General features: G+C 74.3%; 12 protein-coding genes. 5 read left to right on the top strand and 7 right to left on the bottom strand.

What is annotated here, in order from left to right:
- The first annotated feature begins 5 nt into the window (after window positions 1-5).
- Window positions 6-1,409, top strand: coding sequence for a GH1 family beta-glucosidase (locus Q5530_RS18615; protein ID WP_380633965.1), 1,404 nt, complete (start codon window positions 6-8; stop codon window positions 1,407-1,409).
- 116 nt (window positions 1,410-1,525) lie between these two features.
- Here the strand turns inward: Q5530_RS18615 and Q5530_RS18610 are convergent, their stop codons facing one another.
- The 4 genes from Q5530_RS18610 to Q5530_RS18595 all read right to left on the bottom strand — a co-directional run bounded on the left by Q5530_RS18610 (window position 1,526) and on the right by Q5530_RS18595 (window position 5,007).
- Window positions 1,526-2,560 carry a LacI family DNA-binding transcriptional regulator gene (locus Q5530_RS18610; protein ID WP_380633966.1) on the bottom strand — a complete coding sequence of 345 codons (1,035 nt, stop codon included), beginning with the start codon at window positions 2,558-2,560 and terminating at the stop codon, window positions 1,526-1,528.
- Between the two features lie 39 nt (window positions 2,561-2,599).
- Window positions 2,600-3,688: a GNAT family N-acetyltransferase gene (locus Q5530_RS18605; protein WP_415363851.1), complete on the bottom strand. Its 1,089-nt coding sequence runs from the start codon at window positions 3,686-3,688 to the stop codon at window positions 2,600-2,602.
- A 204-nt stretch (window positions 3,689-3,892) separates the two neighbouring features.
- Window positions 3,893-4,282 carry a hypothetical protein gene (locus Q5530_RS18600; protein ID WP_415363849.1) on the bottom strand — a complete coding sequence of 130 codons (390 nt, stop codon included), beginning with the start codon at window positions 4,280-4,282 and terminating at the stop codon, window positions 3,893-3,895.
- A gap of 329 nt (window positions 4,283-4,611) precedes the next feature.
- Complete coding sequence (locus Q5530_RS18595) at window positions 4,612-5,007, bottom strand: hypothetical protein (RefSeq protein ID WP_415363847.1); 396 nt, start codon at window positions 5,005-5,007, stop codon at window positions 4,612-4,614.
- A 117-nt stretch (window positions 5,008-5,124) separates the two neighbouring features.
- On the opposite strand from Q5530_RS18595, the gene Q5530_RS18590 reads away from it, so the two are divergent.
- Together Q5530_RS18590 and Q5530_RS18585 are read left to right on the top strand one after the other, a co-directional pair.
- Window positions 5,125-5,670 carry a DM13 domain-containing protein gene (locus Q5530_RS18590; RefSeq protein ID WP_415363845.1) on the top strand — a complete coding sequence of 182 codons (546 nt, stop codon included), beginning with the start codon at window positions 5,125-5,127 and terminating at the stop codon, window positions 5,668-5,670.
- 261 nt (window positions 5,671-5,931) lie between these two features.
- Window positions 5,932-6,939: an AraC family transcriptional regulator gene (locus Q5530_RS18585; protein ID WP_415363843.1), complete on the top strand. Its 1,008-nt coding sequence runs from the start codon at window positions 5,932-5,934 to the stop codon at window positions 6,937-6,939.
- Here the strand turns inward: Q5530_RS18585 and Q5530_RS18580 are convergent, their stop codons facing one another.
- The 3 genes from Q5530_RS18580 to Q5530_RS18570 are packed head-to-tail and all read right to left on the bottom strand — an operon-like array spanning window position 6,940 to window position 10,712.
- Entirely contained in the window at window positions 6,940-9,003 is a 2,064-nt protein-coding gene (locus tag Q5530_RS18580; protein ID WP_415363841.1) for a 3-hydroxyacyl-CoA dehydrogenase NAD-binding domain-containing protein, read from the bottom strand.
- Window positions 9,004-10,206 (bottom strand): acetyl-CoA C-acetyltransferase, encoded by a 1,203-nt coding sequence (locus tag Q5530_RS18575; protein ID WP_415363840.1) that lies wholly within the window; start codon window positions 10,204-10,206, stop codon window positions 9,004-9,006.
- 56 nt (window positions 10,207-10,262) lie between these two features.
- Entirely contained in the window at window positions 10,263-10,712 is a 450-nt protein-coding gene (locus Q5530_RS18570) for a GNAT family N-acetyltransferase (protein ID WP_415363838.1), read from the bottom strand.
- A gap of 107 nt (window positions 10,713-10,819) precedes the next feature.
- Here Q5530_RS18570 and Q5530_RS18565 point away from each other — a divergent pair, with 107 nt between their 5' ends.
- On the top strand, window positions 10,820-11,968 hold the full coding sequence (locus Q5530_RS18565) for an acyl-CoA dehydrogenase family protein (RefSeq protein WP_415363837.1): 1,149 nt from the start codon (window positions 10,820-10,822) through the stop codon (window positions 11,966-11,968).
- Window positions 11,969-13,099, top strand: coding sequence for a CaiB/BaiF CoA transferase family protein (locus tag Q5530_RS18560; RefSeq protein ID WP_415363835.1), 1,131 nt, complete (start codon window positions 11,969-11,971; stop codon window positions 13,097-13,099).
- Window positions 13,100-13,539: the final 440 nt, after the last annotated feature.

Here is a 13,539-nt window from a genome sequence, read left to right as displayed (position 1 = left end):
TTCCGGTGACCACAACGGACCCGGCGCTCGACGTCGACCTGCTGCGCTTCCCGCCCGGCTTCACCTGGGGCGCGGCGACGGCGGCGTTCCAGATCGAGGGCGCGACCACCGAGGACGGCCGGGGACCGTCCATCTGGGACACGTTCGCGGCGCGACCGGGCGCGGTGCTGGGCGGCGACACGGGCGACCCGGCGTGCGACCACTACCACCGCTACGCCTCCGACGTGGAGCTGATGGCGTCGCTGGGCCTGGGCTCGTACCGGTTCTCGCTGGCGTGGCCGCGCATCCAGCCGCTGGGTTCCGGCCCGGTGGAGCCGCGCGGGCTCGCGTTCTACGACCGGCTGGTGGACGAGCTGCTGGGGCGCGGCATCCAGCCCGTGGTGACGCTCTACCACTGGGACCTGCCGCAGGCGCTGGAGGACCGGGGCGGGTGGCGCGACCGCGACACGGCCTACCGGTTCGCCGAGTACGCGCAGGTGGCGCACGCGCACCTGGGCGACCGCGTGCGGGAGTGGACCACGCTGAACGAGCCGTGGTGCTCGGCGTTCCTCGGCTACGCCACCGGCATCCACGCACCCGGCGTGGTCGACCCGAAGGGCTCGCTGGAGGCCGCGCACCACCTGCTGCTGGGGCACGGCCTGGCGCTGCGGGCGATGCGCGAGCAGGCGTCCGCGGAGCACCGGTTCTCGGTGGTGCTGAACTTCTGCGCGGTGATCGCGGAGGACGAGGAGGCGGCCCGCAAGGTCGACGGCCTCCAGAACCGGCTGTTCCTCGACCCGCTGGCCGGGCGGGGGTACCCGGAGGACGTGCTGGCCGACACGGCGTGGCTGGGGGACTGGGCGTCGGTGGTGCGGCCCGGTGACCTGGACGCGATCGCCGCCCCGGTCGACTGGATGGGCGTGAACTACTACAGCCCGACCCGGGTGGCTCGGGCCGAGGACCCGTCGGTGGTGGCGGAGGGGCCGTTCCCGGGTCTGCGCGGGGTGGAGTTCCTGCCGCCGGAGGGCGAGGTCACCGGGTTCGGCTGGGAGGTGCGGGCCTCGGCGTTCACCTCGCTGCTGCGGCGGCTCGGGCGGGACGTGGCCGTGCCGCTGGTGATCACCGAGAACGGGTCGGCGTTCCCCGACGAGCTGGTGGACGGCGAGGTGGTGGACGAGCGGCGGACCCGGTACCTGGTCGACCACCTGCGGGCGGTGCACGCGGCGATCGAGGCCGGGGTGGACGTGCGCGGGTACTTCGCGTGGTCGCTGCTGGACAACTTCGAGTGGGCGGCGGGGTACAGCCAGCGGTTCGGCGTGGTGCACGTGGACTACGCGACGCAGGAGCGGACCGTGAAGCGGAGCGGCCGGGTGCTGGCGCGGGTGATCGGCGCGAACGCCGTCCCGGCGCGGGGCTACGACCTGGGCTGATCGGCCTGGGCTGCCCGGTGTGCTCGACCGCGCCGGGCAGCCCGGACCACCCGGGGTGTCCGACCGCACCGGACCGCAGCGGACAGCACCGGCCACCTGGGGCCGACCGCGCCGCCCTACGGCGCGGACTCGCGCTTGACCAGCGACGTCGGCAGGACCTCCCGCCTCGCCTTGACCGGCTCGTCCCGCAGCAGCCTCAACAGGTGCGACACCATGTGGCGCACCTGCGCGGTGGTGTCCTGCCGCACGCTGGTCAGCGGCGGCGCGGTGTGGGGCGCGATCATCGGGTGGTCGTCGAAGCCCACGACCGCGACGTCCTCCGGCACCCGCCTGCCCGCCTCGCGCAGCGCGTCCAGCGCGCCCGCCGCCATGTGGTCCGAGGCGATGAACGCCGCGTCGAGGTCGGGCACGCGCGCCAGCAGCGCCTCCATCGCCCGCTTGCCGCCCTCGCGGGAGAAGCCGCCGTCCTCGGTCATCAGCGCGGTCTTCTCCTCGTCGGCCCCCACCGCCCGCTGCCACCCGGCCAGCCGGTCCCGCGCGGAGTGCTCGTCCAGCGGCCCGGTCACCGAGACGACCCTCGTGCGGCCCATCGCGAGGAGGTGCTCGGTGGCCAGCAGCCCACCGCCCTGGTTGTCGTGGTCCACCAGGTGCATCCCGCGCAGCGAGCCCCACGGCCGGCCCGCGTACACGACCGGCAGCGGCAGCTTCCGGGCGGTGGTCAGCACCTGGTCGCCCTTGTGCGGCGCGAACATCAGCGCGCCGTCCACGTGGCCGCCCGCCAGGAACCGCTCGGCCCGCGCCTGGTCCTGCGGCGAGTGCACCAGCATGAGCACCATCTGCACGTCGGCGTCGGCCAGCGCCCGCGCCGCGGACCGGATCAGCCAGGCGAAGTGCGGGTCGTCGAAGATCTTCGGCTCGGGCTCGGAGAACACCACGGCGACCGCGCCGCTGCGCCGCGTCACCAGCGCCCGCGCCGCGTGGTTGGGCTGGTAGCCGAGCGCCACCACGGCCGCCGTGACCGCCTCGTGCGCCTCCGGGCTGACCCTGGGGGAGGCGTTGAGCACCCGGGACGCCGTCGCCCGGGAGACACCCGCCCTGGCGGCCACGTCCTCCAGCGTGGGTCGGGTGCCTGAGTGCGACTGGACGGACACGGGCACCACTCCTCGGACGATCGCCTTACCGGCCCCAGCTTAGCCCGAGGCGACCTGCCGGGAAGCGCTCTCCGACTGCACCGGACCGGTGATGTCGGCGTGGCCCGTGGAGATCGACACCCGCAGCAGCCCGTCCTCCCGCCGGGACGAGTGGGCCAGGCCGGCGCGCGTCGCCGTGCGCGTCAACCCGCTCTCCGCGGGCAGGCACCAGCCGACCAGCTCCCGGTGCCCGGCCGCCCGCGCCGCGCGGGCCAGCGCGCCGAGCAGGGCGGTGCCCACGCCCCGGCCCTGCCAGGCGTCCTCCACCAGCAGCGACACCTCGGCGCTGTCCGGAGTGGACATCGGGAGGAGCTGGCCCAGCGCCACCACCCGATCGGCGCACTGCGCCACGGTGGTCGTGCCCCGGGGCGGGCTGAGCAGCCGGTGCAGCCACCGCCGGGGTACCGTCCGCATCCCCGCGTGGTACCGGTTGAACAGGGTGCCCATCGAGCACCGGGCGTGCAGGTCGGCCACGGCGTCCTCGTCACCCGTCCGGCCGGGCCGCAGCACCAGCGCCATCCCGTCGTCGGTCAGCAGCGCGGCCGGCTGCGGGACCGGGACTCCGCCGGTGGCCAGCAGGTCCAGCAGCGCCCGCGCCCGCGCCAGCTCGACCTGCGCGAACGGTGCCCAGCCGCGCCGGGCGACCACGACCACGCCGTTCCCCGCGACCAGTCGCGCGTGGTGCTCGTCCGGGTCGTCCGGGTCGTCCGCCGATCCGGGCACGACCACCACGGAGTCGGCCGCCAGCACCACCCGCAGCGCCTCGCACGCGGTGGCGGGGTCGCGCACCGCCTGCCCGGCCGCGCGCAGCGCCGCCGTCGGGGCGTCGACCAGGTCGCGCACGTCCGCGGCGGTGATGCCCGCGCACCGACCGCCCTCCGCGCGCACCTCGGCCACCAGGTCGGCGGGCAGCAGGCCGGGGGCGGCGCGCACGACCAGCTCGTCGACCACGCCGCCGGGCACCGGGATCACGGACAGGGCCAGCACGTTGCAGTCCCGCCCGGCCAGCCGGACGGTCACCCGGGCCAGGGCTCCCGGGCTGTCGTCCAGCTCGACGCGCAACCGCCAGGTCTTCGGTGTGGGCTCCATGCCCCCAGGCTGGTCGGCCGACGTTGCCGCCCGGCGACACGGGCGTTTCGGCTCCGTTGAGCCGGCGCCCGTCCCGAACGCTGAACTCACCGGGCCCGAACGTACGACACGCCGGGCCTGGACGTACGACTCGCGCGTGAGTCGTACGTCCAGGCCGCGTGAGTCGTACGTCCAGGACCCCCGAGTTCTTCACCCGGGAGTAGGTCAGTCGTCGCAGTGCGGTGGCGGCAGCGGGTTGAGGGGGCTGCACGGCCAGGCGGTGCTGCGGGCCGACGGCGTGGTGGTGGTCGTCGCCGGCGGCGCCTCGGTGGTCGGCTCGCGCTCGGGCGGCGGCGTGGCGGCGGGCGCCTTCGTCGTCGTGGTGGGCCTGGTGGTGGTCGTGGAGCTCGGCGTGGGGGACAGCGCGTCCAGGGCCGCCCCGCTCGACGACGCGGACGCGCTGGTCGAGGTGGAGGGCCGCTCGGTGATCCACGTGGAGACCGGCATGTCGGCCTGCTCCTGGTCGTTCACCCCGTCGATGTACACCCCGATGAGGACACCCGTCAGCGCCGACGCCGCCACGGCCAGGCCGCACGTCGCCCACAGCACCCGCACAGCGAGCCTCCTTCACAGAACGCACTTGTCGCGCGAGGTGAGCGGCTGAACAGTACCGCCCCGTGGTCGGAACCCGCTCCACGCCGGGCGCCCCGCCGCCGGTCCGCCCCGCTGAGCACGGGCTTTCCGCGCCGCCGCGGTCGACGAGCCGAGCGGCCCGGCGGTGCCGGCGCCCGGTTCCCCGCCGGCCGACCGCACCCGTTCACCAGGAGTATCGGCGGCCGGCGCGCCCAGGCTGATACACCCGATCGGGCGTCCTGCGGTGGGGCGAGCGCACGGCGTGCGGGGTGGTCCGGACCACGTGCCGGTTCCCGGGTCGTGGACGGGGTTCACCCCGGTTCCCCACGGGGTCGCACCGCCGCCAACCGCCGCTCCAGCGCCGCCGTGCCCAGCACGCGGGCCAGCACCAACCCCGCCCCGGACAGGCCCGCCACCAGCACCGACCCGGTCATGTGCCAGGTCGGCGCGTCACCCGCGCAGGCGAAGACGTCGGTGAACTTCCCGGTCGAGCAGGTGACGTAGGCGATCGGCGCGAGCGCGATGCCCGTCGCGGCCACCCCGCCGAGCAGGGCCGCGCCGAAGGTGCGCATCAGCGGGAACGCGGCGTTGGCCGCGGCGGCGGCCGAGATCGCGAACAGCAGCGGCACCGGGTGCGGGAACGGCCCGAACGCGGCGCAGCCGACCATCAGCGCGCACACGATCGCCAGCCCGGCCCGTTCGTCCACGCGGCGACCCTAACAACGCCGCCCGCCGCACGTCAGAACTTCGTAAGGCGGTTCGGGCCCCGCGCCGCCGTCCGTTTCGCCAGGGTTGTCCCCGAAGACGACTTCGGAAGGTGTGGGATGTCCAAGCGAGCAGTGGTGGTCGGTGTGGCGGGCGTCGTGGTGGTGGCGCTGGTGGTGGGTCTGTCCCTGTTCCAGCCGTGGCGGTTGTGGACGGACCGGACCGCCGACGAGGCGCTCCTGGTGCCGGTGAGCACCACGAGCGCGAGCACGAGCAGCGCCGCGGACCGGGCGGTTCCGACCACGTCGCCGCCGCCGGCGGGCCCGGTCGTGGTGGCCTCCGGCCCGTTCCGGGCGATCGGCTACGCCACCAGCGGCAGCGCCTCCCTGGTCCGGCTGCCGGGCGGCGGGCACGCGGTGCAGTTCGAGGCCCTGGACACCACGGACGGCCCCGACCTGTACGTCTACCTGTCGGCGCAGCCCGCCGAGGCGGAGGAGGCCGCGTTCGCCTCCGGCTTCACCAGCCTGGGCAAGTTGAAGGCGAACCGGGGCAACCAGGTGTACGAGGTGCCCGCCGGCACGGACCTGTCCGCGGTCCGCAGCGTCGTGATCTGGTGCCAGCGGTTCGCCGAGGGTTTCGGCGTAGCGCCGCTGGTACACGCCTGACACGCAGCGGAAACACGGAGTAGTGGTCTGGGCCACATATAGCCTTTTCGCCGTATTGACGTATCTGGTCTAGACCACTTAGAGTGATGGGTACCACAACGTCCCTCGTTGGTGGGCGGGCGGATGCCCCATCGACGAGGAGCCGGCTCACTGGGGTGGGCCACCCGTTGGCGGCGGCGCGGCACCGCCTCTCTCTCCCCACGCCGCGCCGTCGCCCACGGCACTTCGGGCGGCACGCCCGATCGGGCACACTGGACGGTGATGCTCACCCGGACCATCGCCATCCACTACGTGCACGCCGCCCTGCGCGGAGCCCTGCGCCGCGGCCACGCCGCCGGGGAGTTCCTGGGCCCGGCCGGCATCGGCGAGGCCCTGCTGGCCGACGGGCGGGCCCGCATCACCCCCGCCCAGTACACGAGGCTGGTCCAGGTGCTCTGGGAGGTCCTGGACGACGAGTTCATGGGCCTGGGTCCGCAGCCGAGCAAGCGCGGGACCTTCCCCACGATGTGCCTGCTCGCGGTGCACTGCGCCTCGCTGGAGGAGGCGCTCGGCCGCGGCCTGGCGTTCTACGGGCTGTTCGACGTCCGGCCCGCCATGGCGCTGGACGAGCGGGACGGCACGGCCGCGTTCACCCTGGACGCCGCGGGCGTGGACGACCCGGACCGGTTCCTGGTCGAGTCGCTGCTGGTGCTGTGGCACCGGTTCTCGTCCTGGCTGATCGGGCGGCGCATCCCGCTGCGCGGCGTCGACCTCGCCTACCCCGAGCCGCCGCACGCCGCCGAGTACCACCTGATCTTCGGCGCGCCCCTGCGGTTCGGCGCGCCGACCACCACGCTGCGCTTCGACACCCGCTTCCTGCGGATGCCGGTGGTCCAGGACGAGGCGGCGCTGAAGCGGTTCCTGCGGGGCTCGCCGGCCGAGCTGCTGTCGCGCCGCGACTACGGCGCGGACGCCTCCAGCCAGGTGCGCCGCGTGCTCGGCGGCGGGGTGTCCGGCCTGGACAACGTGGCCGCGCGCCTGGGGGTCAGCGCGCCCACGCTGCGGCGCAAGCTCGCCGCCGAGGGCACGTCGTTCCGCGAGGTGCGCGAGCAGCTGCTGCGCGACCAGGCGGTGGCGAGCCTGGTGCGCGGCGGCGAGTCGGTGGAGGAGCTGGCGCTGCGGCTGGGGTTCTCCGAGGCCAGCGCCTTCCACCGGGCGTTCAAGCGGTGGACGGGCAGCAGCCCCGGCGCCTACCGCACCGGGGCCGCCCCGCCGCACCGCGACGGCTGATCAGTACGCCTCGCCGCGCGCCGCGCGCTCGCGCAGCGACGTCGGCGGCCGGAAGCGCTCGCCGTAGGTGTCGGCCAGGTAGTCCGCCCGCTCCACGAACTCGCGCAACCCGTACGAGTTGACGAACTGCACCGTGCCGCCGCTCCACGGGGCGAAGCCGAACCCGAGGACGCTGCCCACGTTCGCGTCGCCCACCGAGGTCAGCACGCCCTCGTCCAGGCAGCGGATCGTCTCCAGCGACTGGATGAACAGCAGCCGGTCCTCCACGTCCCGCTCGGTCACGCCCGCGTCGGCCCCGGCCCAGCGCCGGAGCCCCGGCCACAGGAACTTCCTCCCGCCCTCCGGGTACTCGTAGAACCCGGCGCCGCCGGCCTTGCCGGTGCGCCCGCCGGCCACCAGCTCCTCCAGCACCGCGAACGCCGGGTGGTCGCCCAGCGCGCCGGCGTTCGCCGGGTCGTCGGCCAGGGTCTGGTCCCGGATCCGGAGCGGCAGGGTCAGCGTGACCTCGTCGGACACCGCCAGCGGGCCCACGGCCATGCCGGCGCGCCGGGCCACGTTCTCGACCAGCGCCGGCGCCACGCCCTCGGCCACCATCGACACGGCCTCGGTGACGTAGGTGCCGAACGTCCGCGAGGTGTAGAAGCCGCGGCTGTCGTTGACCACGATCGGGGTCTTGCCGATCCGGATCACGTAGTCGAACGCGCGCGCCAGCGTCTCGTCCGAGGTCTTCTCGCCGCGGATGATCTCCACCAGCCGCATCCTCGGCACCGGCGAGAAGAAGTGCAGGCCGATGAACCTGGTCGGGTCCGACACGGCCGAGGCCAGGCCGGTGATCGGCAGCGTGGAGGTGTTCGACGCGATCACCGCGTCCGGCAGGGCCGACGCCTCGGCCGCGGGCAGCACCCGGTGCTTCAGCTCCCGGTCCTCGAACACGGCCTCGATGACCAGGTCGCAGCCCGCCAGGTCGGCGTCGGAGTCGGTGGGGGTGATTCCGGGCGTGCCGCCCGCGCCCCTGCGGGCGGCCTCCAGCGTCACGTCCTTGAGCACGACCTCGATCCCGGCCTTGGCGCTGACCTCGGCGATGCCCGAGCCCATCATGCCCGCGCCGAGCACGCCGACCCTGGTCACCGCCGTCCGCTCGACCCCGGCCGGGCGGGACCCGCCCGCGGTGATCCCGTTGAGCTGGAACCAGAAGGTGTTGATCATGTTCTTGGCGACCTGGCCGGTGACCAGCTCGACGAAGTAGCGGGCCTCGACCACGAGCGCCGTGTCGAAGTCCACCAGCGCGCCCTCGACGGCCGCGGCCAGGATCCGCTCCGGTGCCGGGAACACGCCGTGGGTCTTCTTCCGCAGCACGGCGGGCGCGGCGGCCAGCAGCCCGTAGAGGTTGGGGTCGCCCACCCGCACGTCGGGCACGGCGTACCCGGGCCCGTCCCACGGCTGCACGGGCTCCGGGTTGGCCCTGATCCAGGCCCGCGCCTTCGCCACCAGCTCCTCGCGGGTGGCCGCCAGCTCGTGCACCATCCCGGCCTGGAGCGCCCGCGCCGGGCGCAGCTGCCTGCCCTCCATCAGCAGCGGCAGCGCCGGCTGCACGCCCAGCAGCCGCACCAGGCGCGTCACGCCGCCCGCGCCGGGCAGCAGCCCCAGCGTCGCCTCCGGCAGGCCGATCCTGATCCGGTCGTCGTCCAGCGCCACCCGATGGTGGCAGGCCAGCGCGATCTCGAACCCGCCGCCGAGCGCGGAGCCGTTGATCGCCGCCACGACCGGCCTGCCCAGCCGCTCCAGGCGCCGCAGCTGGCCCTTGATGTCCTCCAGGAACCCCAGCGCCTCGGCGGCGTTGTCCGGGGTGATCCGGACCAGCACGTTGAGGTCGCCGCCGGCGAAGAAGGTCTTCTTCGCCGAGGTCAGCACGACACCGGTGATCCCCTCGCGCTCGGCCTCCAGCCGCGCGACCGCCTCGCCCATCAGCCGGTGGTACTCGGCGTTCATCACGTTCGCCGAACCCGGCATGTCCAGGGTGAGCGTGACGATCCCCTCATCGTCGCGCTCGAAGTGGATGGTCATCTACACCCTCTCGATGATCGTCGCGATGCCCATGCCGCCGCCCACGCACAGCGTGGCCAGGCCCCGGCGCAGGTCCCGGCGCTCCAGCTCGTCGAGCAGGGTGCCGAGGATCATGCAGCCGGTCGCGCCCAGCGGGTGGCCCAGCGCGATCGCGCCGCCGTTGACGTTGACCTTCTCGTCGGGCAGGTCCAGCTCCCGCTGGAACCGCAGCACCACCGACGAGAACGCCTCGTTGATCTCGAACAGGTCGATGTCCTCGACGGTCAGCCGCGCCTTCTCCAGCGCCTTGCGGGCGGCGGGCGCGGGACCGGTGAGCATGATCGTGGGCTCGGTGCCGACCACGGCCGTGGCGGTGATCCGCGCGCGCGGCGTCAGGCCCAGCTCCCGGCCGATGCGGGCGCTGCCGATCAGCATCGCCGCCGCGCCGTCCACGATCTGCGACGAGTTGCCCGGGGTGTGGACGTGCTCGATGCGCTCGACGGCGGGGTAGCGGTCGATGGCCACCGCGTCGAAGCCCAGGTCGCCGTGGAAGGCGAAGGACGGCTTGAGCCTGCCCAGGCCCTCCATCGTCGTCTCCGGGCGGATCGCCTCGTCGTGGTCGAGGACCACCGCGCCGTTGCGGTCGACCACCGGGACCAACGACCGGTCGAAGTGCCCCTTGTCGCGGGCCAGGGTCGCGCGCTGGTGGGAGCGCAGCGCGTAGGCGTCCACGTCCTCGCGGCCGAAGCCCTCCAGGGTGGCGATCAGGTCGGCGCTCACGCCCTGCGGCACGAAGTGGGTGGCCAGGTTCGTCTCGGGGTCGGCCATCCACGCGCCGCCGTCGGAGCCCATGGGCACCCGCGACATCGACTCGACGCCGCCCGCGACCACCAGGTCCTCGAACCCGGACGCCACCTTCGCCGCCGCCAGGTTCACCGACTCCAGGCCCGAGGCGCAGAACCGGTTGAGCTGCACGCCCGCGGGCCGCAGGTCCCAGCCCGCCGCGAGCACCGCCGTGCGCGCGATGTCCGCGCCCTGCTCCCCGACCGGCGAGACGACGCCGAACACCACGTCGTCCACGGCCGAGGTGTCCAGGTCGTTGCGCCGGGCCAGCGCCGCGAGCACCCCGGAGGCCAGGGTGATCGGCTTGACCGAGTGCAGCGAACCACGCTTCCCCCGGCCACGCGGTGTGCGCACCGCGTCGAAGATCAAGGCTTCGCTCATGCTCCCCACGGTAGGGTCCGCGCCGGGGCGGGCCCATGACCGCGGCAGGTGACTTATTAGCTCACCTCGTACTCCATGACCTCGCTGTCGCCGTTCCCGACGAACCCGAGCCGCTCGTACAGCCGGCGCGCCACCCGGTTGCCCCGGAACACGCGCAGCCGCACGCGCGCCCACCCGTGCTCCCGCGCCCACGCCAGCACCTCGCCGACCAGCGCCGCGCCCACGCCCCGCCCCCGGAACTCCGGCTTCACCCACATCGAGTACAGGTACAACACGTCCGAGTGGTCTTCGTGGGGCACGCCGGCGACCAGCGCGACCGGCTCCGGCGCCTCCGCGATCACCTTCACCCCGCGCGCCGGGTCCAGGAACGCGCGCCACCACGCCTCGTCCACGCCCTGCTCGTGGGCCAGCGCCGCGCCGAAGGCCGCGGGGTCGCTGCGCAGTGCGGTGAGCCGGATGTCCCGCCACGTGGCCCAGTCCTCCGGCGTCAGCCGCCTCACCTTCACGCCGTCCAGTCTGGCGCACCGGTCTGACAATCGCGCTCACGATTTCCGACCGGAGTGGTCGGCCCCGGTCATGGCGGACCCGACCGGTCGGTGGCACCGTCGACACCATGCCGACTCGCCGTTCACCGTGGATGACCGAGGACCTGGACCAGCTGCGCGAGCTGGCCCGCGCGTTCTTCGCCAGGGAGGCCGTCCCGCACCAGGAGCGCTGGGCCGCGCAGAAGCAGGTCGACCGGGAGTTCTGGCACAAGGCCGGCGAGCTTGGCCTGATGTGCGCGTCGATCCCCGAGGAGTACGGCGGCGGTGGCGGCACCTTCGCGCACGAGGCGGTGCTGCTGGAGGAGCAGGCGCGGGCCGGCGACAGCTCGTGGGGCAACAGCGTGCACAGCGGGATCGTCGCGCACTACCTCCTCGCCTACGGCACCGAGGAGCAGAAGCACCGGTGGCTGCCGAAGCTCGCCTCCGGCGAGTACGTGGGCGCGATCGCCATGTCCGAGCCCGGCGGCGGGTCCGACCTCCAGAACATCCGGACGCGGGCGCTGCGGCGCGGCGACGAGTACGTGCTCACCGGCTCCAAGACGTTCATCACCAACGGCGCGCAGGCCGACCTGGTGGTCGTGGTCGCCAAGACCGACCCCTCCCAGGGCGCCACGGGCATCTCCCTGCTGGTCGTGGAGACCGCGTCCGCGCCCGGCTTCCGCCGGGGCCGCGTGCTCGACAAGGTGGGGCTCAAGGGGCAGGACACCGCCGAGCTGTTCTTCGACGACGTCCGGGTGCCCGCCGGGAACCTGCTGGGCACCGGCGAGGGCCAGGGGTTCGTCCAGCTCATGCAGCAGCTGCCGCAGGAGCGGCTGATCATCGCGGTGGCCTCCGTCGCGGGCATCGAGGCGGCGGTGGACCTGACCCTGGCCTACGTCAAGGAGCGGACGGCGTTCGGGCGGGAGCTGATCAAGTTCCAGAACACCCGGTTCACGCTGGCCGAGTGCGCCACCGAGGCGCGCGTGACCAGGGCGTTCGTCGACGAGTGCGTGGTCGAGCACCTGGCCGGTCGGCTGGACGTGCCCACGGCGGCGATGGCCAAGTGGTGGTCGACCGAGCGCCTGTGCCGGGTGGTCGACGAGTGCGTCCAGCTCTTCGGCGGCTACGGCTACATGACGGAGTACCCCATCGCGCGCGCGTGGGCGGACGCGCGCGTGCAGAAGATCTACGGCGGGACGAACGAGATCATGAAGGAAATCATCGCGAGGTCCCTCTAGGTGGCCGGGCCGCTGGAGGGGCTGGAGGTCGTCGAGCTGGCCGGGCTGGCGCCCGCGCCGTTCGGCTGCATGGTGCTGGCGGACCTGGGCGCGTCCGTGACCAGGGTCGACCGCGTCGGCGGCGCCGCGGCGGTGCCCGGCGACGTGCTCGGGCGCGGGCGCCGGTCGATCGGCGTGGACCTGCGCCGCCCGGAGGGCGTCGACCTGGTGCTCCGGCTGGTCGCGCGGTCGGACGTGCTGGTCGAGGGCTTCCGGCCGGGGGTGGCGGAGAGGCTGGGCGTCGGGCCCGCGCAGTGCCTGGCCCGCAACCCGCGCCTGGTCTACGGGCGGATGACCGGGTGGGGGCAGACCGGCCCGCTGGCCGACCGGGCGGGGCACGACATCAACTACATCGCGGTGGCCGGGGCGCTGGAGCCGATCGGCCGGGCGGGCGCGCCGCCGACCGTGCCGCTGAACGTGGTGGGCGACTTCGGCGGCGGCGGGCTGCTGCTGGCGCTCGGGCTGCTGGCCGCGGTGTACGAGCGGGACCGGTCCGGGCGGGGGCAGGTGGTGGACGCGGCGATGGTCGACGGTGCGGCGCTGCTGACCACGTTCCTGCACGGGATGTCGGCGGCGGGGGCGTGGCCGGGGGGCCGCGGCGAGAACCTGCTGGACGGCGGGGCGCCGTTCTACGACGTGTACGAGGCGGCCGACGGGAAGTACGTCAGCGTCGGGGCGCTGGAGGAGAAGTTCTACGTCGAGCTGCTGGCCGTGCTCGGGCTGGCCGACGGGGACGTGCCGAGCAGGCACGACCCGGCGAACTGGCCGGCGCTGAGGACCCGGATCGCGGCGGCGGTGGCCACCCGGACGCGGGACGAGTGGGCGGCGCTGGCGGAGGGGACGGACGCGTGCCTGGCGCCGGTGCTGGCCCCCGGCGAGGCGCCGGGGTACGGGCACAACGCGGAGCGCGGGGCGTTCGTGCGGGTCGGCGGGGTGGCGCAGCCCGCGCCCGCGCCGCGGTTCGACCGGACGCCGGCGGACGTGCCCGCGCCGCCGCCCGTGGTGGGTGAGCACACGGGGGTGGTGCTGGGGGAGCTGGGGTTGACGGTGGAGGAGGTGGCCGAGCTGCGGCGGGCCGGGGTGGTCGGCTGAGGGGGCTGGGTGGTTCGGCGGCCGGGTGGTCCGGCGGAGCCCGGGGCCTTCGACGGCCTGCTGAGGTGCCGGGTGCTCGGCGCGCGGGTGGTCGACGGCCTGCTGAGGTGCCGGGTGGCCGGGTGGTTCGGCGGAGCGCGGGGCGCGCCGACCTGGGCGTCTCGGCTGAGTTGAGCCTTCGGTGGCCCTCGCTCGCTCGCCTCACACCACCTCGCGGTGGGGTTCGCCCCATGGGGTGGCCCCGGTTACCGGGTCCCGTCCGCGTCGTTCCGGGTAATCCGGTCGTTCCGGTCGGTCCGGTGATCGTGAATGGGCGCGAAAAATCACCTGAAGAGGTGGTTAAAATAGCGGCGGCCGCCATCGGCCTTTGTCACGCTCGGTGCGTGAGCCGCCGCAAACAGGTGAGGAGCACTACGGACGTGATGGTGTCGCTCAACTCC

Source organism: Saccharothrix sp. BKS2, assembly GCF_047689505.1.
GTDB lineage: Bacteria > Actinomycetota > Actinomycetes > Mycobacteriales > Pseudonocardiaceae > Actinosynnema > Actinosynnema lopnurensis.
Note: the sequence above shows the minus strand (reverse complement) of the source record. Positions and strands in the feature narration are given on the sequence as shown.

Bases quoted from the DNA above. Each gene is read 5' to 3' on its own strand.
- Q5530_RS18585 (WP_415363843.1), top strand. From the start codon at position 5,932: ATGCTCACCCGGACCATCGCCATCCACTACGTGCACGCCGCCCTGCGC.
- Q5530_RS18605 (WP_415363851.1), bottom strand. From the start codon at position 3,688: ATGGAGCCCACACCGAAGACCTGGCGGTTGCGCGTCGAGCTGGACGAC.
- Q5530_RS18565 (WP_415363837.1), top strand. From the start codon at position 10,820: ATGCCGACTCGCCGTTCACCGTGGATGACCGAGGACCTGGACCAGCTG.
- Q5530_RS18575 (WP_415363840.1), bottom strand. From the start codon at position 10,206: ATGAGCGAAGCCTTGATCTTCGACGCGGTGCGCACACCGCGTGGCCGG.
- Q5530_RS18590 (WP_415363845.1), top strand. From the start codon at position 5,125: ATGTCCAAGCGAGCAGTGGTGGTCGGTGTGGCGGGCGTCGTGGTGGTG.
- Q5530_RS18580 (WP_415363841.1), bottom strand. From the start codon at position 9,003: ATGACCATCCACTTCGAGCGCGACGATGAGGGGATCGTCACGCTCACC.